Genomic DNA, 20,173 nt, shown 5'->3' with positions numbered 1-20,173 from the left:
TCACTTCTCCTTGGCCTGGTTGCCGAGCCGGAGGCTGTGCCAGCCGGGGGCCAGCTCCAGCTGCTGCTCGTGTACGTCGCCGTCGCGGTCCCGCCAGCTCAGGTGGACCTCCACCGGGCCACGGACCTCTCGACCGAGACCGATGTGCACGTCGGTGCTGCGCTTGCCGGAGTGGCCGCCGCCGCCGTCGAGCCGGCTGACGCGCTGGGTGCCGTCGGGCAGCGTGACGCGCACCTCCGCGCCGATCGCGGGCGAACCGGACTCGTCGACGAGCTTCAGGCCGAGGTGGGAGCCCGGGTCCGGGCTGACGTTGCGGTGGAAGGCGGGCTCGCCCCACTGCCGGGCGACCGCCAGGTCGAGGCGCCCGTCACCGTCGGCGTCGCCGGTGGCGATGCCGCGGGTGGGGACGGGGACGGCCAGACCGAGCGCCTCGGACAGGTTCAGGTAGGTTCCGTCGTCCTTCTTGGCGAAGAACCGCATGGTCTGACTGCCGGCGAGGTCGTCGCCGCGTTCGACGTTGGGCCACCACCGGGGGTTGGGGACCAGCGCGTCGTTGGTGGTGGCCAGCTCCTGGAGCTGCGGCCAGCGGTTTTCCTTGCCCTTGACGAAGCCGAGGGCCTGGGTGATCTCCAGGTTGCCGTCGTTGTCGAAGTCGCCCGTCTTCACGTCCCAGCCCCAGCCGGACCAGGCGACGCCGAGGTCGGTGCTCCTGTCCTCGAAGGGGGCTTCGCCGTCCTCGAGGCGGGCCCGCACCTCGGCCCTGCTGCCGGCGGTGCCGATGAAGGCGAAGTTGGACTCCTGGATGCCGAACGACGTGGTGATGTTGCTGACGAACATGTCGTACAGGCCGTCGTTGTCCAGGTCGCCGAAGTCGATGCCCATGCCCTTGAAGGAGCTGCGCCCGATCTCCTTGGACTTGGGCACGGTGCCCGAGTGGACGGACTTGACCTGGGCGAACTCGATCTTGCCCGGGCGGGACGTGTTGTGCAGCAGCGCGGAGGTCCCGAAGTCGTGGGCGAGGAACAGCTCCGGCAGGTGGTCGCCGTCGAGGTCGGCGGCGGACGCGCCGAGCGTCCAGCCGTGGTTCAGGCCCTGCGGCAGGGAACCGTCGGTCTTCTCGTAGCCGTGCTCGGTCCACCGGAAGAAGTGGCCGCCGCCGCCGTTCTGGGCGTGGGAGAGCGAGTCGTTCATCACGACGTCGCCGTCCTTGGACGGGTCCAGGACGGGGCTCTCGGGGAAGTAGTTGCCGATGAAGATGTCGTCGTGGCCGTCGCCGTCGAAGTCGGCGACGGCGGCGGCGTTGGAGTTCCAGAGCGGCCCGGTGTACCGGGGGCCGGGCTTCCCCGGCAGGAGTTCGGTGGCCTCGAAGGAGTCGGCCGTCAGGGCGCCGCCCCTCCGCCCGTCCTGTGCGCCCCCGGCGGTGTCCTTGGCGGTGAACACGATGGGGGTGCGGCCCCAGTAGTAGACGAGGAGGTCGATGGCGCCGTCCTCGTTGAAGTCGCCGGGCACGCAGCCCATCGGCGCCATCGTGTCGCTGACCGGCAGCGGGTCCGCGTCGAGTGCGAACGGCTGGTACGCCTCCTCGCGGTCCGGCGTGGGCGTGACGACGACCTGGTCGATGCGCGGATCGGTGATGCACAGGTCGTTGGCCAGCCCGTCGCCGTCCACGTCGTTCATGGCGATGCCCGCGCCGACCGAGGAGATCCAGGCATCGATGTGCTTGTAGGCCTTGTTGACCTTCCGGATGTCCTGCTCCTTGAAACCGGCCGGCATGGCCACGGACATCGTCTCGAAGGCGAAGTCACCGGCCGCTTCCCGAATTTCGGCCGCGGACGGTTCCGGAAGTCGCACCGCATAGAAAGTTCCCACCATGAGGGTGAGCGCGATGACCCCCGGCGCATTCTTGTACAACCAGCTGCTTACCTTTGTCACAGGTCGGCGCCTTTCTGGGAGGACGAGAGGGAGAAGATTTCAGAGGCGATTTCGCGCCGCCAGATCTCGTAGGCCGGGACGCCGTCCCGGCCGCCCGCGGCGGGCATGCGGTCGATGCACACCTGCGCGGCGCGCTCCGGTGTCGTGCCGCACAGGACCTTGGTGGCGAGGTGTGTGTGCGCGATCGTGGTGCCCGCCTTCCTGCGGGCCTCCGCGGCGAAGGCGGATCCCTGGGCCAGTGGGAGGCGGTGCTCGCCGGCCCGCTCGGCGAACCGCCGCAGTTCCTCCTCGTCCGCGGCCCCGGCGTACGTGGCGGCCAGGCCCGCGCCCGCGTACAGGTCGCCGCGGCGGTGCGCGGGGTAGGCGGCGATCAGGTCGGCGACCACGTCGGCGTCGGTGCCGCCGACGAACCACAGGGCCCGGCCGATTCCCTGGTCGATCACCCTGGCCGAGTACTCGTCGGGCCCTCCGGCCCAGCTGAAGGGGGGCCTCACGTGCGGGGTGCGGACGTACCGGTCGGTGTGGAAGTAGGCCTGGTGGAAGCCGTAGCCGTCCAGGATCAGCCACCTCAGCAGCGGATCGGTCCTCCGTACGTCGGGCCACAGGACCTTCGGCAGGCGGGCCATCGCCCAGCCGATGCCGACGTACACCATGTAGACGTGGTGGCGCCCCCGTCCCGCGAGCAGGCCCTCCAGCCGCCCGCGGTGGCCGGGGAGCGCGTCGTGCACGACGGCTCCCATGCCGGCGCCCTCGTAGGCGAACCCGCGGTAGGCGCGGGGGACGGTCTCCAGCATCTCCTCGGCCTCCGCCGCCGACCCGGCCTCGACCGCGTAGCCGTATCCCTCGAGGAAGGTCCGGCCGATCCTCTCCAGTTGCTCCTGGGCCTCCGGGCTCTTCCTGTGGAAGCCCCGCTTTTCCAGTTTCGTTTCCGATTCTGAAGGCGTGAGGACCCGGCGCCGAAGCGCTCCGAATATCGATGACAACGAAGTTAACCGCCCCTCTTGGAATCGCCGTTAATTACCGGACGATTTCGAATCTAGCCAGGGGTGTCGGCGGTCCGTCTACTTCGGATGTGCTCAAACCGCGGCGTGGACGAGCCTTTCGCGCACCCGGCGGCGCCACAGCTCGTAGGCTGGGAGGTCGCCCGCCCCGGCCCCGGTCACGGCGCAGTCGTCGGCCAGTTCCGCGGCGGCTCCGACGTCGATGCCGGCGAGCAGCCGGGTGGCCGCGCGGGTGTACTCGGGTACGTGGCCCGAGTGGTGGCGGGCCTTGGCGGCGAACACCGATCCCTGTGCCACGTGGCCGCGGTGCTCCCCGGCGTCCTCGCGCAGCGCGGCCAGCGCGGCCGGGGCGCTGCCGCCGGCGAAGGTGGCGGCCAGGCCGACGCCGCTCCACAGGTCGGCCCGGCGGTGGGAGGCGAACCGCTCCACGGCGGCGGCCACTCGCCCGGCGTGTCCGCCGTGGATGAACCACAGCGCCCGGCCGATGCCCTGGTCCACGGCGCGCAGGAAGTAGGCGGGGTTCCCCTCCCAGGCGTATGCCGGGGGCACCCGCTGCTCGCCGACCCAGCGGTCGGTGTCGAAGTAGGCCCGGTCGAACCCGTAGCCGTCCACGGCGAGCCAGCTCATCGCCGGGTAGTACGCGGCATCGGACAGCCCCGGCATCACCTTCCCCCACAGCGGCCGGGGCAGGCGGGCCATGGCGAAGCCGATGCCGATGTAGTTGAGGAAGATGTGCGGCCTGCCGCCGCCCTGCAGCAGGTCCCGGGTGCGGTGGCCGCGCGGGACCATCACGTCGCGGATGACGCAGGCCATCGTGGCGCCCTCGTAGGCGAAGCCCCTGACCTCGGCGTCGACCATGGACAGGCGCAGCTCGGTCTCGGCCGGTCGGCGGTCCTCGATGCCCCACTCGAAGCCGCAGACGACCGCCTGCGGAACGGCCTCCAGCCGCCTGGTGCTCTCGCTCGGCTCCACGGGGAAGCCGCGTCCGGCGAAGCTCACCTCGCCCGGCGACGGGGCCATGACCAACCTGCGCAACGCTCCCAGTGCGGATGCCACGATCGCCCTCCTCGTGCGGACTGCCCTGTCGGCGGCACGGGGCTCATCGTGTTGCGGCGCGGATGCGGCGGGCATCTTCGGTCGTGCGCAGCCGGGCGGGCGCGGCCCGGGTGTTCAAGTGCGCGCGGGCGGCGTGTTCAACGGACGCGCCGGACGTCCACCTCCTCGTCGCACACCTCGCGGCCGCAGTCGGAGCACCTCAGCTCGACGTGGACGGTGCCGTCGCAGCCGATGTGGTCGGCCCTGCGCGGGGGACCGAGTTCCTGGGACAGGTTCCGGTCGCCCCACTGCATCAGCGCGATGACCGCCCGGGTCAGGTCGCGTCCCGTGGGGGTGAGCCGGTACTCGTACCTGAGGGGCCTGTCCTGGTAGGGGACCCGCTCCATGACCCCGTGCTCGACGAGCCGGGTGAGGCGCTTGGTCAGGACGTTCCGGGCGATCGCGAGACCCTCCAGGAACTCGTCGAAGCGCTTGGTCCCGAGCAGTGCCGAGCGGATGATCAGGAGGGTCCAGCGCTCCCCGACGACCTCCAGTGCCCGGGCCAGGTTGCAGTCCTGGTCCTCGTAGGTGGACCTCAGCATTCGCTCCCCCCAGTGTTCGGTCGGTCTCTCGGAAGGCCGGCCCGGTTCCGCGGGGCCGGACCGGTTCAGACGGCGGCGAGCGCGGACTCCGCCGGTGCGCCGAGCCGGCGGTAGGCGTAGGCCGCCGACACCAAGGTCATGTGGTGGTGCCAGCCGGGGTAGGAGCGCCCCTCGAAGTCGAGCAGGCCGAAGTCCTCCTCCATCCGGCGCACCGACTCCGCCGTACGGGACAGCAGCCGGGTCAGCGCGACCTTCTCCTCCGCCCTGGCGCGCGTCAGGTTGGTGAGCCACAGCCGCGAGGGGCGGCGGTCCCCCTTGGACCGGACCGTGAACATCTGGTACGTGTGCACCGGCTGCGCGCCGGCGGGGGCCGCCCACGGCAGGTGCACGAAACCGGCCCTGACGATCGTGTGGTGGCCTCGTCCGGCGCCGACGGCCGTCTGCTCGACCCGCACCAGCCCGCCCGCCTCATGCCGCAGGAGGTGGTGGGCGTCGACCTCCACGCCCGGCTCGCCCGTCCCGTGCCGGCGCTGGACCTTGAGGTGGCGACCGGTCACGACCCGGAAGTTGTCCGGCACGGCGACCACGAAGTCGTGGTTGCGCAGGGCGAGTCCGCGTACCAGGTCACCCGCGCCCGGGGAGGTGCCCAGATCGGCCACGACCGGCACGGGGGCCGTCCGGCTGGCTCCGGCGAGGGTGTCGACCAGGTCGAGGGCGTGGTGCTCGATCGACCGGGAGACGACGCCGTCCGGTATGCGGGTGCGTCTGCGGCGCTCCGGGTCGCGGGACCAGGAGCCGGGCAGCAGCAGGCGCCAGTCCACCGGGACGGCCGCGTCGTGCGCGGCGAGGAAGACGCCGATGCCCACCTGGCAGGTGACGGAGCGTCCGGTGGACGGGACGAAGCGCCGATGCACACCGCAGGAGTGCTCCCCCCGCTTGCGGAGCACGGACAGGTCGATCACCCACGCCCGCGGGCGCATCCGCTGCTCGGCCCAGCAGGCCAGCTCCTCGCGGACGGGCATCCAGTCCCAGGGGCTGGCGTTGACGAACTGGTGCAGCGACTGGAACGCCGTGGGCGAGTCCGAGACCGCGGCGGCGAGGCGGCGCACCGACTTCTTGCCCGGGGTGACCAGCAAGCCCTGCAGGTAGACCCGCGCCCAGCGACGCTGGTCGGTTCGCGGCAGGTGACCGAAGACCCTGTCGGCGAACGCGGGCACCGGAACCCGTGCACTCGTCAGGGCGTGCATGACCATGGCGCATTCCCTCCTTGTGACGGCACAGTCGGCACACGGCAAAAGAATAGCGAACACCCTCTTTTTTTTGCGACCTCGCGTGGTCCCTCCGCGACTTCGCCATGTCCCTCCGGGACACTCCCCGCACCGCCGGGGCGCCGCGGATCCTGCGGCGAGGTAGCGCGGCGTGACGGGGAGGGGCGCGCGAAACCGGCTCTGCGCGCCGGCGTGTGAGGGCACACGGGATGGTTCCGCACGTCCCTGCCTCCTCCGCCTATGGCATATTCAGATGCCACAACGCAGGTCACTGGCGAAATTTGGACGCGCTGACCAGATTCCGTTCATGAGCCGTTGCATCTTGGGCAACTCTTGGTTGCCCCTCCACTCCACAAAGGCTCAGGGTGTCACCTAACGTGAAGACTGGGCCGGTACGGAAGAACAATGCGCCGACAGCTGAGAGCCGCATCCCCCGTGCACCCATCGGCGAGTGTCCCTTCGGAGTCAGCATGGTGAAACAGGAGAGAGCTGTTCGGACGCGCGCCAACGTCCTGCGTGCCGCAGCCGCCGAGTTCGACCGCAGCGGCTATGACGGCACGTCCCTGTCCAAGGTCAGCAAGGCGGCGGGGCTGTCGGTGGGAGCCCTGACCTTCCACTTCTCCACCAAGGCCGAGCTGGCCGACGCGGTGCTGGAGGAGGGCTGGTCGGTGACGCGGGCCGCCCTGGAGCGCGTCACCAAGGAGTCCGCGCCTCCGCTGCGCACCATCATCGACCTCACGCTCGAACTCGCGCGCCTGATGGAGGAGGAGGTCTCGGTGCGTTCCGCCGTCCGCCTGGCGCGGGAGCTCCCGGCCGTCCCTCCCTGGTCGGACGGCTGGCTCCCGACCGTCAGGGAACTGCTGGACGAGGCGCACCGAACCGGCCAATTGCGCGAGGACGCGCTGCCGACGGACGTCACGACGCTGGTGGACCACCTGACCAGCGGGGCCGAGGCGTACCTGCGCAGCCGGCTCGCCTCGAAGTCCGAGTACGAGAGCGCCGTGGCCCGGCTGGAGCGCGTCTGGCGCCTGGTCCTGGCGGGAGTGTCGAAGGAAGGCGTTCCGGAGCCGCCGGACCGCAGCCCCGCACGGGGCTGAGGGGACAGCCCCGCACGGGGCTGAGGGAACGGACTTCCCGCAGGGGCCCAGGGACCGGGCTCACGCCTCCGCGGGAGCGGCCGGCACCGCGCGGGCGTCCGCCGGCGCGGCCGTGAACGAGCGGTACCAGGCCGCGTCCCCCTCCAGCCGCGCCAGGGGCCCCGGGCCCGGGTCGCACCCCGCAGCGCGCCAGACGGCGGCGCTGTCGTACCAGTGGTCGAGCGCGACCAGCGACAACTGACGCCGGCTCACCGCGCTGCCGGACTCCTTGAGCGCCTCCACGCACTCGGCCCAGGCCAGCTCCCCCGTGACCGGAGGCAACACGCCGTGCCGGGCCAGGCCCGTCAGGAGGTCCGCGCAGCGCACGGGCTCGGGGTGGGCGGCGTGGTACACCGCTGCGGCAGCCGGCCGCGCGTCCAGGCCGAGACGGACGATCAGACGGGCGAGGTCTTCCACGTGGACCAGGGAGAGCAGCGCCCGGCCCCCGTCCCACAGCGCGGGGACCGCCTCCAGGAGTCGGGCCAGGGTGGGCACCACCCACCGGTCCCCGGGCCCCACCACCAGCCCCGGGCGCAGCACGATCGCCCCGGCCGCGAGAGCGTACCGCTCCCCGGCGAGCCGGGACCGGCTGACGGCGGACACCGGTCGCGGCTCCACCCCGTCCACCGCGATGCCGCGGTGGGGGCCGGGGCCGTAGACCGCCGCGGTGGACAGGTGCACGATCCGGCCGACCCCGGCGCGCTTCGCCTCCTCCGCCAGGGCCGCGGTCCCCCGGACGTTGACCGCCTCGCACTGCGCCTCGTCGGGGCCGAGCGAGACGGCGAGGTGCAGCAGGACGTCCACCCCGTCGCACGCCCCCCTCAGGGTGCCGGGATCGGCCAGGTCGGCGGGGACCCACTCCTCGACCGGGGTGTCCGCGCCGCCGGGGGGACGGCGGCCGACCGCACGAACGACCGGGCGGACCCCGCCGCCGTCCTCCCCGCGGCGCGCGAGTTCGCGCAGCACCGCCGAGCCGATGAATCCCGTGCCGCCCGTGACGGCGATCCGCGGGGGCTTCATGCGGCGACCCCGCTCCTCCGGTGGCCGGTCCGCAGCTTGGCCCTGACGTGCGGAGGCGTGATCCCCGGCAGGAGGTAGTGCCACAGGGAGGCGACCCGCTCGGGCAGGTCCGCCCGGCCGGTGGAGACCTGCGAGTACAGCTGGGTTCCGCTGTAAGCGCCCACGAGCACGTTGGCGAACTCCCTCTCGTCGACTTCGGGCAGGAGCTCGCCCCGTTCGCGCGCCGCGCGCAGGTACGTGTAGAGCCGGTCCGCCCACTCCCGGTAGACGGTGTCGTCCTGCATCCCGAACTCCCCCTGTTCGACGGCGAGCCGTATGCTCGCGCGGACCAGGACGTTCTCCTGGAGTTCGCGGGCCAGGTGGAAGGTCAGGTCGATCACCCGCTGCAGGCCGGCCTCGCCCATGGGGAAGTTCACGAAGTCCTGCTGGCTCGCCATGACCGCCTGCGCGAGCGACCTCTTCGATTTGAAGTGGAAGTACATGCCGCCCTGGGTCACGCCGGCCCGATTCATGATCTTGCTGACGCTGGCGCCGCTGTACCCGTACTCGTCGAAGATCTCGGCAGCCGCGTAGAGGATCGCCTCCCTGGTCTTCACTGCCCGTTCCTGCTTCGGCTCGGCCATCCAGTGTCCCGCTCTTCTCTCGACAAAAAAAACGAACGACCTTATTTTACAAGTCGGCTCCTACGGCGCGCGGCGCCGGGGGGCTTTCCGTGCGCACGCCCCAGGGAGAAGAGGCATGCTTGCAACCAAGAACCGTCCCGTTGTCTCCAGACCGGCGCTGACCACGACCGTGGCCAGGGAGTACGTACACCGAGCAGCCCTGTCGGAGGTCTTCCTGACAGGATGGAGCAAAGCCGGGCAGGACGCCTTCACCGTCACCGCTCAGTGGCCGCGGAGCCACAGCTTCTACAGTTCCGAGCACGGAGTGTACGACCCCCTGCTGCTGTGCGAGACCCTCCGGCAGAGCGGGCTGCTGCTCACGCACGCCGCGTACGGCACGCCCTTCGGCCACCAGCTCAGCTGGTCGCGCCTGCGGTACGCCGCGAACCCGCAGACGCTGCGCATCAAGAGCACTCCGGCCGAACTCGAAATGCACGTGCTGTGCAGCGACATCCGCTACCGCCAGTCCCTGCCCGTCCAGATGTCCATGCACATCGAGGTCGTGCGGGACGGATCGCGCCTCGCGCTGGGCGACATCAGCTTCGGCCAGCACTCCCCCCGCGTGTACGAGCGGATCCGGGCCGGCCGGGGGGACGTCACCCGCATGTTCGCCAACGCCCCGGCCCCCACGCCCCCGATCCCCCGCAGCGTGGCGGGACGCAACCGCGACCACGACGTGGTCCTCTCCCCCGCCCGGGAGGCCCCCTCCCTGGTCCCCGCCCAGGGGGCCGGTGCCCCGGGGCACCGCCGCTGGCGACTGCGCGTCGACACGGCGCACCCCGTCCTCTTCGACCACCCCCTCGACCACGTGCCGGGCATGCTCCTCCTGGAGTCCGTGCGCCAGGCCGGCCACGCGCTGGCCCCCTCGAACGGCGCGGTGATGCCGACGTCGATGGACGTGTCGTTCAGCCGCTACGTCGAGTTCGACGATCCGTGCTGGATCGAGGCCGAGGCGGAGCCGCGGGCGACGCCCGACGGCCGCAGGTCCGTACGCGTCAGCGCGATCCAGGGCGACAACCGCGCGTTCGCCGCGACCGCCGAGCTGACCGACATGACCGCACTCTGACCGACCTTCCTCCGAACCGGAGCGACACCCCGGACGCACTCGTTCCCGGCACCCGCCGAAGACCTTCCATCCGTGCCACCGGCACGCCGGCGGACGGGAGTCGGCGCGGACGCCAGCCACGACGTCCGACTCACGGTGCCGGGAGCGGTGTGCCCTCCGGCCGGGCCCGGTGCGCCGCCACCGGGCTCGCGGTCGTGTGCGCCTCTGTCCGCCGGTCGCCGGAACGACCGGCGGGCCGGGAGCCGTTCCGGACACCGCTCCGGGCCGCACGCCACGGCTCCGCCCGAACCCCGAAGCCGGGGAACGACCTCGTCATGCTCTTCCGCAGGGAGACACCCCCATCATGGAGCAAAGGCCTCCGCTTTTCCAGCCCCTGTCGTTCGCCGGCGGGGGCTGGACCGGGGACGGGCGCAGCCGTCCGGCGCCGACCGGCCTGTGCCGACACTGCCGGACGGCGCTCCCGTCCCCGGTCCCCTCGCCGACGGCGTCCACCGGAACGCGCGGACCGGGCGACGGCCCCCCGCGCACCGCGGGGGCGGACCGTGCCGGGCCGCCCGCGGCGCCGGCCGGGGGCGGCTACTCGGTCCGTCCGGTCAGCACGGGCTCGCGCCCGGGCTCCCCTTCTTCGGCCGCCACGGGCCCGGACCGCCGGACGGGACATGCTCCGGGAGCCGGAGCTCCGGGAGCCGAAGGCGGCCCGTCCGTGTCCTCAGGCAGGTAGTCGCTCCTGACCGCCTGCCTCTCCCGCCACAGGTGGTAGAGGGAGAGCACGAGGATGGCCGTGCCGACCAGGTTGGCGACGAAGTGCCACCAGACCCGGTAGGTCGTCAGCGCCGGGCCGGCCTCGATCGTGCCGAACCAGGTGGAGAGGCCGACGGCGCGAGTGGCCCCCAGGGCGACGGAGAGCGTCAGCACGGCGTGCTCGACGCCGTGGACGCCCTGCATCCACACGCCCATCCTGGCCCACTTGCGCGACGCCAGCTGCCGGGTGGTCCGCCGGGTGATCTGCACGATCCCGACCAGTCCGGCGAGGAAGATGAAGTTTCCGAGGAGGTGCAGGATCTCCATGCCGAGCGACGGCTTGGCCGTGTCCACCTGCCCCAGTCCCCGGGCCAGACTGTCCCCCAGGGGCGTCATCCAGGCCGGTGCCGTGGGATGGGCCACCCAGTAGCCGGCCTGCGCCACGTGCTCCTGGAAGTGGCCGAGCTGACCTATCGCCCCCACCCCGATCAGGCCGACGGCCGTCCGGTAGAGCCAGGGGCGCACCGGCCCCCGGTTGGCGACGGCCAGCACGGCGACGGCCAGCCACATCGCGGCGGCCCACAGGACGAGGAGCACAGCTCCCAGCGTGTCCACGGTGGACACGGACGTCATCGCACCCCCCATGTCCGGCATGTCTGTCATTCCTGGTGAATGATCCATCGGGGCTCCTTCTTGTGGGTGACCGGTGGAGCAGCCGTCCGTCCCGGGATGGCGCTCGGCTCACCGGGGCATGCCTCAACGGCTGCCACGCTAGGAACGCGGCCGCGGCGCGAACCACTCTCCCCGTGCGCTCTTCCCACCTCGAACAGCCGCCGCGGCCCGCCCCGGCCGCGGCGGCAGCGGTCGCCGTGCTAAGCGGCGATCTCGACCCGCGCGTGGTCGCCGACCACCAGCCGGTGGCGGGCTCCGTCCCGGCCACCCGGGGCCACGCAGGCTCCCCGGCCGATCAGCGAACCGTGCAATCCGGCCACGGCCCGGATCGAGGCCGCGGCGAACACGACGGAGTCGGAGACCTCGGAAGCCCGCAGGGTGCAGTTCTCGCCGATCGAGGTGTACGGTCCGACGCGGCTGTCCGCGACCACCGTGCCCGCGCCGATCACCGCGGGCCCCTCCACCCGGGAGCGCACCACCCGCGCCCCTCGCTCGACGACCACGGGGCCCACCAGTTCGCTGTCCGGGTCGACCTCCCCGGCGATCCGCGTGCGCACGCCGTGCAGCAGGCGCCTGTTGCACTCCAGGACGTCCTCGGCCCGCCCGGTGTCCTTCCAGTAACCGCCGAACTCGCAGACGCCCACCGGGAGACCGCGGTCGACGAGCCACTGGACGGCGTCGGTGACCTCCAGCTCCCCCCGCGCACCGGGGCCGATGGCGGCGACCGCCTCGTGCACGGCCGGGGTGAAGAAGTACACCCCGGTGGCGACCATGTCGCTCCTCGGCTCCTCGGGCTTCTCCACCATCCTGCGCACCGCGCCGTCCGCGTCCGTCTCCACGACGCCGAACGAGCGCGGGTCGGCCGCCCGGGCCACGACGAGCTGGGCCGCGGGACGCCGCCGCAGGAAGTCGTCGGCCAGCGGCCGGACGTCCCCGTGGAGCATGACGTCGCCCAGATACAGCACGAAGTCGTCGTCGCCCAGGAAGGACCTGGCCAGGCGAATGCAGTGGGCCAGCCCCAGCGGCCGCTCCTGGCGGATGTAGCGGGTCCGCAGCCCGAAGCGCGAGCCGTCGCCCACCACCGCGGCGATCTCCCGGGCCCAGTCGCCCACGATGATCCCGACGTCGGTCGCCCCGAGCTCGCGGACGTTCTCCAGCGCGTACTCCAGGACGGGCCTGTTGGCGACGGGTACGAGCTGCTTCGGCATGGTGTAGCTGATGGGCCGCAGGCGGGTCCCCGACCCGCCCGCCAGCACGAGTGCCTTCATGGGGTTCCGCTCCTCGGGGCAGTGCGCGGATTCTCGGCGAGGCGGTCCCTCGCTCACGCCCTTGCTGACGTGCACCCTAGAGGTTCGCCGGCCGACGGCGGTTATCCCAGGTTGCCCCGTTGGCCGGCGGTCCGGGAAGCCGCTGCGGGGCCCGCGCAATCCAGGAGATGCGCGGGCCCCGCGGGACCGACCACGATGCAGGGACGGCAAGGGCCGCATCGTCGTCGGCCCCGGCTACGGAGGAGATTCGGGTGAATGCGCAACGGCGGTTCGACGTCATAGTGGTAGGGGGCGGCCCGGCCGGCTCGACCGTCTCCACGCTCGTGGCCAAACGCGGCCACCGCGTCCTCCAGCTGGAGAAGGAGACGTTCCCCCGGTACCAGATCGGCGAGTCCCTGCTCCCGGCCACCGTGCACGGCATCGGGCACCTGCTGGGCGTCACCGACGCCCTCCGGAGGGCCTCGTTCACGATCAAGCACGGCGGTACCTTCAGGTGGGGCAGCAACCCCGAGCCGTGGACCTTCGACTTCGCGGTCTCGCGCCGGATGGCCGGTCCGACGGCGCACGCCTACCAGGTCGAGCGGATGAAGTTCGACCAGATCCTGCTCGACAACGCCCGCGACAACGGCGTCGAGGTCCGGGAGAACAGCCACGTCGTCGACGTGCTGCGCGAGGACGGCCGGATCAGCGGGGTCCGCTACCGCGACGGCGAGGGCGGCGAGCACCGGGTGGAGGCGCGCTACGTCGTCGACGCCTCCGGCAACACCAGCCGGCTCTACACCCACACGGGTGCCCGGCGGGAGTACTCGCAGTTCTTCCGCAACCTGGCGCTCTTCGGCTACTACGAAGGCGGCAGACGGCTTCCCAAACCCAACGAGGGCAACATCTTCACCGTCGCCTTCGACCACGGCTGGTTCTGGTACATCCCCCTCAGCCCGACCCTCACCAGCGTCGGGGCGGTCGTCCAGCGGGACGCGGCGTCGCTGGTGCAGGGCGATCCCGAGGAGGCGATGCGGCGCTTCATCGACGCCTGCCCGCGGATCCGCGAGATGCTGGCGAACGCCACCCGCGTCACCGAAGGGCCGTACGGGCGGCTCCGGGTGCGCAAGGACTGGTCGTACTGCAACACCGCGTTCTGGAGCCCGGGCATGGTGCTCGTCGGCGACGCCGCCTGCTTCGTCGACCCGGTCTTCTCCTCGGGTGTCCACCTGGCCACCTACAGCGGCCTGCTCGCCGCGCGCTCCCTGAACGCGGTGCTGGAGGGCGCGGTCGACGAGGACAGCGCCTTCCGCGAGTTCGAGAAGCGCTACCGCAGCGAGTACGGCAGGTTCTACGAGTTCCTCGTCGGGTTCTACGACATGAACCACTCCGAGGACTCCTACTTCTGGCAGGCCCGCAAGGTCTCCAACACCGCCGAGACCGACATCCAGTCCTTCGTCGAGCTCGTCGGCGGAGTGGCGTCCGACGAGTTCGCCGGCGCCGCCCTGGCCCGGGAGCGCTTCGCCGCCGCCTCCGCGGAAATGGCGCAGGCCGTCTCCGCCACGGGCCCCGGTGGGCGCGGGCACTTCGGCGCCGCGCGCAGCGGGGCCGTCGTGGGCCGGCTGATGGAGCAGAGCGCCGCCCTCCAGGCCCGGGCCCTGCTCGGCCCGGAAGCGGGCGAGGGGAAGCCGCTGGAACCCGGTGGGCTGGCCGCGTCCGCCGACGGCCTCAGCTGGGTGAGGTATGACCACTCCTGACGTTCCGGCGGTGCTCGCCGCAGGGGCCCTGTCGCCCCTGGGGGGCACGGATCTGGTGGTCCTCCTCCTCCAGGTGGGCGTCCTGCTCACGGCCGCCCACGGGCTGGGGCGGCTGGCGCTGCGCGTCGGGCTGCCCGCGCTGGTGGGCGAGCTGTCCGCCGGCGTGCTCCTGGGGCCGACGGTCCTCGGCCACGCCGCACCCGCGGTGACCGGATGGCTCTTCCCCTCCGACCCCGGCCAGACCCGGCTGCTCGACGCCGTCACGCAGATCGGCCTGCTGCTGCTGGTGGGCGTCACGGGCGCCCAGTTCGACGCGGGCTTCCTGCGCCGCCGCGGCGCGACGGCGACGCGCGTCAGCCTGGCCGGGCTGCTCGTCCCGCTGGGATTCGGCATGGCGGCCGGCTACCTGGTCCCGGGGGAACTGCTGGCCGAACCGGGCCGGCGGCACCTGTTCGCCTTCTTCCTGGGCGTCGCCCTGTGCGTCACGGCCCTTCCCGTCATCGCCAAGACCCTGGCCGAACTCGACCTGCTGCACCGCGACGTCGGCCAGCTCGTCATCACCGCGGCCTTCTTCGACGACGCCGTCGGCTGGCTCCTGCTGGCGGTCGTCTCCGCCGTCGCGGTCGGCGGGGCGGGCGGTCAGGTGGCGGCCACCGCGCTGTACGCGGCCCTGTTCCTCGCCACGGCCCTGCTGCTGCGCCGGCCGCTGGCGCGGTACGCGACCAGGACGCGGTCGGGGGAGCGCGCGGCCGGCTCCACGCTCACCATCGCCGTCGCCCTCGTCCTGCTCTACGCGGCCGGAAGCGCGGCGATCGGGATGGAGGCGCTGTTCGGCGCCTTCGTGGCCGGAGCCACCGTCCTCAGCCGCGTCGCCCCCTCCCGGCTCGCCCCGCTGCGTACCGTGGTGATGTCCTTCTTCGCGCCGCTGTTCCTCGCCGGCATCGGCCTGCACATGGACCTGACCCTGCTCGCCGACCCCACCGTCGCCGCCACGGCGGCCGGCGTGCTGGCCGTGGCCGTCCTGGGCAAGTTCGCCGGCGCCTACCTCGGGGCCCGCGCCAGCCGGCTGGGCCACTGGGAGGGCGTGGCCCTGGGCGCGGGGATGAACGCGCGCGGCATGATCGAGGTCGTCATCGCCCTGGCCGGGCTCCGGCTCGGCGTGCTGACCACCGCCGCCTTCACCTGCATCGTCCTCGTCGCGGTCGTCACCTCGGTGATCGCTCCGCCGCTGCTTCGCCGGTCCGCCCGCCGGATCGGCGTCGGGGACGAGGAACGGGAGCGGGAGCGGCGTTTCACCGGCTGGGCCCACCCCGCCGACGGGGAACCGCCCCCGGCCCCCGCGGAATCCCGGCGGATCGCCGCCGGCAGCTACTGACCCCCACCCGAAGGAGAGACACGTGCCCGGCGCAGACGTGCGGCGCACGACGCCCGGTGCGCACGACGAGCAGGGCGCCCGCCTGTGGCGCATGGCGCACCTGGGCACCCCGATGGCCGTGCGGGTGGCCGCCACCCTGCGCGTCGCCGACCACCTCGCCCGGCAGCCGCTCACCGCCGCGGACCTCGCCGGAGCGGTGGGCGCCGACGCCGGGGCGCTGGAGCGCCTGCTGGACCACCTGGTCACCAAGGGGGTCCTCAGCCGCGACGAGGACGGGCGGTACGCCCTGACCTCGCTCGGGGAACCACTGCGGGACGGCCATCCCTCCGGCATCCGCGACGCCCTCGACATCGAGGGGGCCGTCGGGCGGGCCGAACTCGCCTTCGTCCAGCTGCTCCACAGCGTCCGCACGGGCCGGGCCGGCTTCCCCGAGCAGTTCGGCACCTCCTTCTGGGAGGACCTGGAAGCCGACCCGGAGCGGGCCGCGTCCTTCGCCGCCCGCATGGGCGCGGACCTGCGGATCAGGGCGGAGGGCATCGTCGGCGGCTTCGACTGGGGCTCCCTCGGCCACGTGGTCGATGTCGGCGGTGGAGACGGCTCCCTGCTGATCGCCCTGCTGGCGGAGCATCCACGGCTGCGGGGCACGGTCGTCGACCTGCCGGACACGGCGGCCATCGCGCGCCGGTCGCTGGAGGCCGCCGGGTTGGCCGACCGCACGGACGTGGTGCCGGGGAGCTTCTTCGACCCGCTGCCCGCGGGGGCCGGCGGCTACCTGCTCTCCTCGGTGCTGCACGACTGGGACGACGCGTCGGCGAAGGCCATCCTGGCCCGGTGCGCCGAAGCAGCGGGCCGGGGAGGGTCGGTCTTCGTCGTCGAGCGGATCGGACGGGACGGCAGGCCCCTGCACACCGCCATGGACCTGCGGATGCTCGTCTACTACGGGGGCAAGGAGCGCGGCGTCGGGGAGATCGGCACCCTGGCGGCCGACTGCGGTCTGGCCGTCAGGGCGGTGCACCCCGCAGGTGCGCTCTCGATCGTCGAACTGACCGCTCGGTGAGGGCGGACACCAACAGGAAGTGGAGAACGTGAAGAACGCGGAGAACACCTCGGCCACGGTCGACGGCGCCGACTGCATCCGGATCACCGGTGCCAGGGTGCACAACCTCAAGGACGTGTCCCTGACCATCCCCAAGAACAAGATCACGGTCTTCACGGGCGTGTCGGGTTCCGGCAAGTCGTCGGTCGTCTTCGACACGGTGGCCGTGGAGGCCCAGCGGCAGCTGAACGGCACCTTCGGCTGGTTCATCCGCAACCAGCTGCCGAAGTACGAGCGCCCGCAGGCCGACGTCATCGAGAACCTGACCACTCCCGTCATCGTCGACCAGAAGCCGGTCGGCGGCAACGCCCGTTCCACCGTGGGCACGATGACCGACATCCAGCCCATGATCCGGGCCCTGTTCGCCCGCTACGGGACGCCCTCCGAGGGGCGGGTGTCGCTCTTCTCCTTCAACGACCCCCAGGGGATGTGCCCCGGCTGCGAGGGACTCGGCCAGAGCGTCCAGGTCGACCTCGACCGGATGCTGGACCGCTCCAAGTCCCTGAACGAGGGCGCGGTCCTCTTCCCCGAGTACAAGGTGGGCAGCCCCGACTGGCAGATCTGGGCGGCCTCCGGGCGGTTCGACCCCGACAAGCCGCTGAAGGACTACACCGACGACGAGCTGCACGAACTGCTGCACGGCACGGGCGGCAAGGTCAAGGTGTCCACGAAGAACACCTCGTTCCAGACCAATTACGAGGGACTGGTCGACCGGTTCTCCCGGCTCAACCTCAAGCGGGACCTGAGCACCCTGAGCGAGCGCAAGCGCGAGGTCGTCGAGCGGTTCGTCACCAACGGCGTCTGCCAGACCTGCGAGGGGGCGAGGCTCAGCCCGCAGGCCCTGGCCGTGCGCATCGACGGCCGCAACATCGCCGACTGGTCCCGCATGGAGATCGCCGATCTGGTCGAGCTGCTCGCCGCCATCGAGGACCCCCAGGTCAAGCAGCTCGCCGACGCCGCCCGCACGGCGCTGGAGCGGGTGGTCTCGATCGGCCTGGGCTACCTCACCCTCGACCGGCCCGCCCTGAGCCTGTCCGGCGGCGAGGGCCAGCGGCTCAAACTGATCCGGCACCTCGGCAACACCCTGACCGGGCTGACGTACGTCTTCGACGAGCCGAGCACCGGTCTGCACCCGCGTGACGTCGGACGCCTCAACGAGCTGCTGCGCGCCCTGCGCGACAAGGGCAACACGGTCCTGGTCGTCGAGCACGACCCCGACGTCATCGCGATCGCCGACCACGTCGTCGACATGGGCCCGGGCGCCGGCGTCCACGGCGGCGAGGTGGTCTTCGAGGGCACCGTCGACCGGCTGCGGTCGGCCGACACCCCCACCGGGCGCGGTCTGCGCAGCGTCACCCCGCTGAAGGACACCGCCAGGAAGCCGCAGGGAGCGCTGCGCATCGAGGGGGCGACCCTGCACAACCTCAAGAACGTCTCGGTCGACATCCCGACCGGGGTGCTGACCGTGGTCACCGGTGTCGCCGGATCGGGCAAGAGCTCCCTGATCGCCGAGGTCTTCCCGAAGGCGCACCCGGAGACCGTCTACGTCGACCAGTCCGCGATCCCCGCGTCCTCGCGCTCCACCCCGGTGACCTACCTGGGGCTGATGGACCCGATCCGCAAGCTGTTCGCCAAGGCGAGCGGCTCCCCCGCCGGGCTCTTCAGCTTCAACTCCGCGGGTGCCTGCGAGGAGTGCCAGGGCCGCGGCGTCATCATCACCGAGCTGGCCTTCATGGACCCCGTCACCACGCACTGCGAGTCCTGCGGCGGGCGCCGCTTCCGGGAGGAGGTGCTCCAGCACCGGCTGCGCGACAAGTCCATCGCGGACGTGCTGGAGATGCCGGCCGAGGAGGCCGTGGAGTTCTTCCACGAGAAGGCCCTGAACGCCAAGCTGCGCGCGCTCGTGGACGTCGGCCTGGGCTACCTGAGCCTCGGCCAGCCGCTGAGCAGCCTGTCCGGCGGTGAGCTCCAGCGGATCAAGCTGGCCGACCAGCTGCACCGCACCGGCAGCGTCTACGTCCTGGACGAACCCACCACCGGCCTGCACATGTCGGACGTGGACACCCTGGTGGCCCTGCTGGACGACTTGGTCGACCGGGGCAACACCGTGGTCGTCATCGAGCACAACCTCGACGTCGTCCAGCGCGCCGACTGGGTCATCGACCTCGGTCCGGAGGGCGGCAAGGACGGCGGCGAGATCGTGTTCACAGGCACCCCCCGGGATCTGATCGCCCACGCCTCGTCCCTCACCGGCGAGCACCTGCGGCGTTACCGGGAAGCGGCCGCCGCAGAGGGCTGACCGATGACGACTGCCGCAGTCACGGACCCGGGGGAGCAGCTCACCGCCCTGCTGGCCCCCGGGGGCCGGCTGGACCCCTACCCCCACTACGAGGCGCTGCGGGCGCACGGCGACCTCGTGACCGTCAGGCCCGGGCTGATGGTCGCCCTCGGCTACGAGGAGTGCGACCGGGCGCTGCGGGAGCCCGCCCTGCGGGTGCAGGACGCCGAGAGCTTCGACCTGCTGCATCCGGGCTGGCGGGCGCGGTCGTCGCTGCGCGGCTGGACCGAGTCCATGCTGTACCGCAATCCGCCCGACCACACCCGCCTGCGGCGGCTGGTGAGCGGGGCCTTCACCCCCCGCCGCGTGGCCTCGCTCGCCCCGGCGGTCGAGCGCATGGCGGACCGGCTGCTCGACCGCATGGCGGAACTGGGCGCCGGCGGCGCTCCCGTGGACTTCATGACGGAGTTCGCCTACCGGCTGCCGGTAGGCGTCATCGGCGAGCTCCTCGGCGTGCCCGAAGACGACCACGGCTGGTTCCGCGCCGCCGCGGCCGACGTCACGGTCGCCCTGGAGGGCATCACCAAGCCCTCCGAGCTGGAGCGCGCCGACTCGGCGATGGACCGGCTGTCGGCCTACTTCGCGCACCTGTGCGACCTGCGCCGGGGGGATCCGCAGGACGACCTGATCAGCGCGCTGGTCCGGGCCCACGGCGAAGGGGGCGACCGGCTGGGCGGGAACGAGCTGGTGGCCAATCTGGTCCTGCTGCTGTCGGCGGGCTTCGACACCACGACCCACCTGCTCGGCCACTCGGTCCACCTGGCCTTCGAGCACCCCGGGCACGCCCGGCGACTGCGCGAGGACCCGGCCTTCGCCGACGCCTACGTGGAGGAGGCCCTGCGGTACGAGGCCCCGGTCCAGGCCACCAGCCGCTGGGCCGCCGAGGATGTCCGACTGCCCGGTGCCACGGTGCCGGCGGGCACCAAGCTGGTGGTGGTCCTCGGCGCCGCGAACCGCGACCCCCGGCGCTTCCCCCACCCGGAGCGGTTCGACCCCGACCGCGGCACCATCCAGCCGCTGAGCTTCGCCGCCGGGGCGCACTTCTGCCTGGGTGCGGGGCTCGCCCGGCTGGAGGCGCGGCTGGCCCTGCCCCGGGTGCTGCGCCGCTTCCCCCGTCTCGCCCCGGCGGGGCCGGGCAGGTACCGCGACCGGTGGCTGGTGCGCGGTCACGAGCGGCTCCCGGTCGTGACCGGCTGAGCGTCCCCGCGCCCGGCACGCGTGGCGG

The 20,173-nt window shown here is 72.4% G+C and carries 16 protein-coding genes; 7 read left to right on the top strand and 9 right to left on the bottom strand.

Annotated features, from left to right (window positions below; genetic code table 11):
• The 5 genes from ACFSJS_RS24390 to ACFSJS_RS24370 all read right to left on the bottom strand — a co-directional run bounded on the left by ACFSJS_RS24390 (position 1) and on the right by ACFSJS_RS24370 (position 5,823).
• Positions 1 to 1,872, bottom strand: a complete 1,872-nt coding sequence (locus tag ACFSJS_RS24390) for a CRTAC1 family protein (protein WP_380904064.1) — start codon at positions 1,870 to 1,872, stop codon at positions 1 to 3.
• A gap of 56 nt (positions 1,873 to 1,928) precedes the next feature.
• Positions 1,929 to 2,915 (bottom strand): DUF1702 family protein, encoded by a 987-nt coding sequence (locus ACFSJS_RS24385; RefSeq protein WP_380903978.1) that lies wholly within the window; start codon positions 2,913 to 2,915, stop codon positions 1,929 to 1,931.
• A gap of 93 nt (positions 2,916 to 3,008) precedes the next feature.
• Positions 3,009 to 3,989 carry a DUF1702 family protein gene (locus ACFSJS_RS24380; RefSeq protein ID WP_380903976.1) on the bottom strand — a complete coding sequence of 327 codons (981 nt, stop codon included), beginning with the start codon at positions 3,987 to 3,989 and terminating at the stop codon, positions 3,009 to 3,011.
• Between the two features lie 137 nt (positions 3,990 to 4,126).
• On the bottom strand, positions 4,127 to 4,570 hold the full coding sequence (locus ACFSJS_RS24375; RefSeq protein WP_380903974.1) for a winged helix-turn-helix transcriptional regulator: 444 nt from the start codon (positions 4,568 to 4,570) through the stop codon (positions 4,127 to 4,129).
• A gap of 65 nt (positions 4,571 to 4,635) precedes the next feature.
• Positions 4,636 to 5,823 carry an IS701 family transposase gene (locus tag ACFSJS_RS24370; protein ID WP_380903972.1) on the bottom strand — a complete coding sequence of 396 codons (1,188 nt, stop codon included), beginning with the start codon at positions 5,821 to 5,823 and terminating at the stop codon, positions 4,636 to 4,638.
• Between the two features lie 485 nt (positions 5,824 to 6,308).
• Between ACFSJS_RS24370 and ACFSJS_RS24365 the strand changes: the two genes are divergently transcribed.
• Entirely contained in the window at positions 6,309 to 6,935 is a 627-nt protein-coding gene (locus tag ACFSJS_RS24365) for a ScbR family autoregulator-binding transcription factor (RefSeq protein ID WP_380903970.1), read from the top strand.
• Positions 6,936 to 6,995: 60 nt separating this feature from the next.
• Here the strand turns inward: ACFSJS_RS24365 and ACFSJS_RS24360 are convergent, their stop codons facing one another.
• Complete coding sequence (locus ACFSJS_RS24360) at positions 6,996 to 7,994, bottom strand: NAD-dependent epimerase/dehydratase family protein (RefSeq protein ID WP_380903968.1); 999 nt, start codon at positions 7,992 to 7,994, stop codon at positions 6,996 to 6,998.
• Positions 7,991 to 8,617 (bottom strand): ScbR family autoregulator-binding transcription factor, encoded by a 627-nt coding sequence (locus ACFSJS_RS24355; RefSeq protein WP_380903966.1) that lies wholly within the window; start codon positions 8,615 to 8,617, stop codon positions 7,991 to 7,993. Before ACFSJS_RS24355 ends, ACFSJS_RS24360 begins: the two co-directional genes overlap by 4 nt.
• Positions 8,618 to 8,732: 115 nt before the next feature.
• Between ACFSJS_RS24355 and ACFSJS_RS24350 the strand changes: the two genes are divergently transcribed.
• On the top strand, positions 8,733 to 9,722 hold the full coding sequence (locus ACFSJS_RS24350; RefSeq protein WP_380903964.1) for a ScbA/BarX family gamma-butyrolactone biosynthesis protein: 990 nt from the start codon (positions 8,733 to 8,735) through the stop codon (positions 9,720 to 9,722).
• A gap of 576 nt (positions 9,723 to 10,298) precedes the next feature.
• Here ACFSJS_RS24350 and ACFSJS_RS24345 read toward each other — a convergent pair.
• Together ACFSJS_RS24345 and ACFSJS_RS24340 are read right to left on the bottom strand one after the other, a co-directional pair.
• Positions 10,299 to 11,096: a DUF6008 family protein gene (locus ACFSJS_RS24345; RefSeq protein WP_380904062.1), complete on the bottom strand. Its 798-nt coding sequence runs from the start codon at positions 11,094 to 11,096 to the stop codon at positions 10,299 to 10,301.
• Between the two features lie 239 nt (positions 11,097 to 11,335).
• Positions 11,336 to 12,403: a glucose-1-phosphate thymidylyltransferase gene (locus ACFSJS_RS24340; protein ID WP_380903962.1), complete on the bottom strand. Its 1,068-nt coding sequence runs from the start codon at positions 12,401 to 12,403 to the stop codon at positions 11,336 to 11,338.
• 251 nt (positions 12,404 to 12,654) lie between these two features.
• Between ACFSJS_RS24340 and ACFSJS_RS24335 the strand changes: the two genes are divergently transcribed.
• The 5 genes from ACFSJS_RS24335 (at position 12,655) to ACFSJS_RS24315 (ending at position 20,145) form a co-directional block, all read left to right on the top strand.
• Positions 12,655 to 14,139, top strand: coding sequence for an FAD-dependent oxidoreductase (locus tag ACFSJS_RS24335; protein WP_380903960.1), 1,485 nt, complete (start codon positions 12,655 to 12,657; stop codon positions 14,137 to 14,139).
• Positions 14,126 to 15,514, top strand: a complete 1,389-nt coding sequence (locus ACFSJS_RS24330) for a cation:proton antiporter (protein WP_380903958.1) — start codon at positions 14,126 to 14,128, stop codon at positions 15,512 to 15,514. The genes ACFSJS_RS24335 and ACFSJS_RS24330 overlap by 14 nt, the downstream gene beginning before the upstream one ends.
• A gap of 91 nt (positions 15,515 to 15,605) precedes the next feature.
• On the top strand, positions 15,606 to 16,571 hold the full coding sequence (locus ACFSJS_RS24325; protein WP_380904060.1) for a methyltransferase: 966 nt from the start codon (positions 15,606 to 15,608) through the stop codon (positions 16,569 to 16,571).
• A gap of 19 nt (positions 16,572 to 16,590) precedes the next feature.
• Positions 16,591 to 18,909: an excinuclease ABC subunit UvrA gene (locus ACFSJS_RS24320; protein ID WP_380903956.1), complete on the top strand. Its 2,319-nt coding sequence runs from the start codon at positions 16,591 to 16,593 to the stop codon at positions 18,907 to 18,909.
• Between the two features lie 3 nt (positions 18,910 to 18,912).
• Entirely contained in the window at positions 18,913 to 20,145 is a 1,233-nt protein-coding gene (locus ACFSJS_RS24315) for a cytochrome P450 (RefSeq protein WP_380903954.1), read from the top strand.
• The last annotated feature ends 28 nt before the right edge of the window (positions 20,146 to 20,173 follow it).

It is taken from the genome of Streptomyces desertarenae (assembly GCF_042681365.1).
Classification (GTDB): domain Bacteria; phylum Actinomycetota; class Actinomycetes; order Streptomycetales; family Streptomycetaceae; genus Streptomyces; species Streptomyces desertarenae.
The sequence above is the reverse complement of the archived record's forward strand: the minus strand, read 5'-3'. Positions and strand labels throughout refer to the sequence as shown.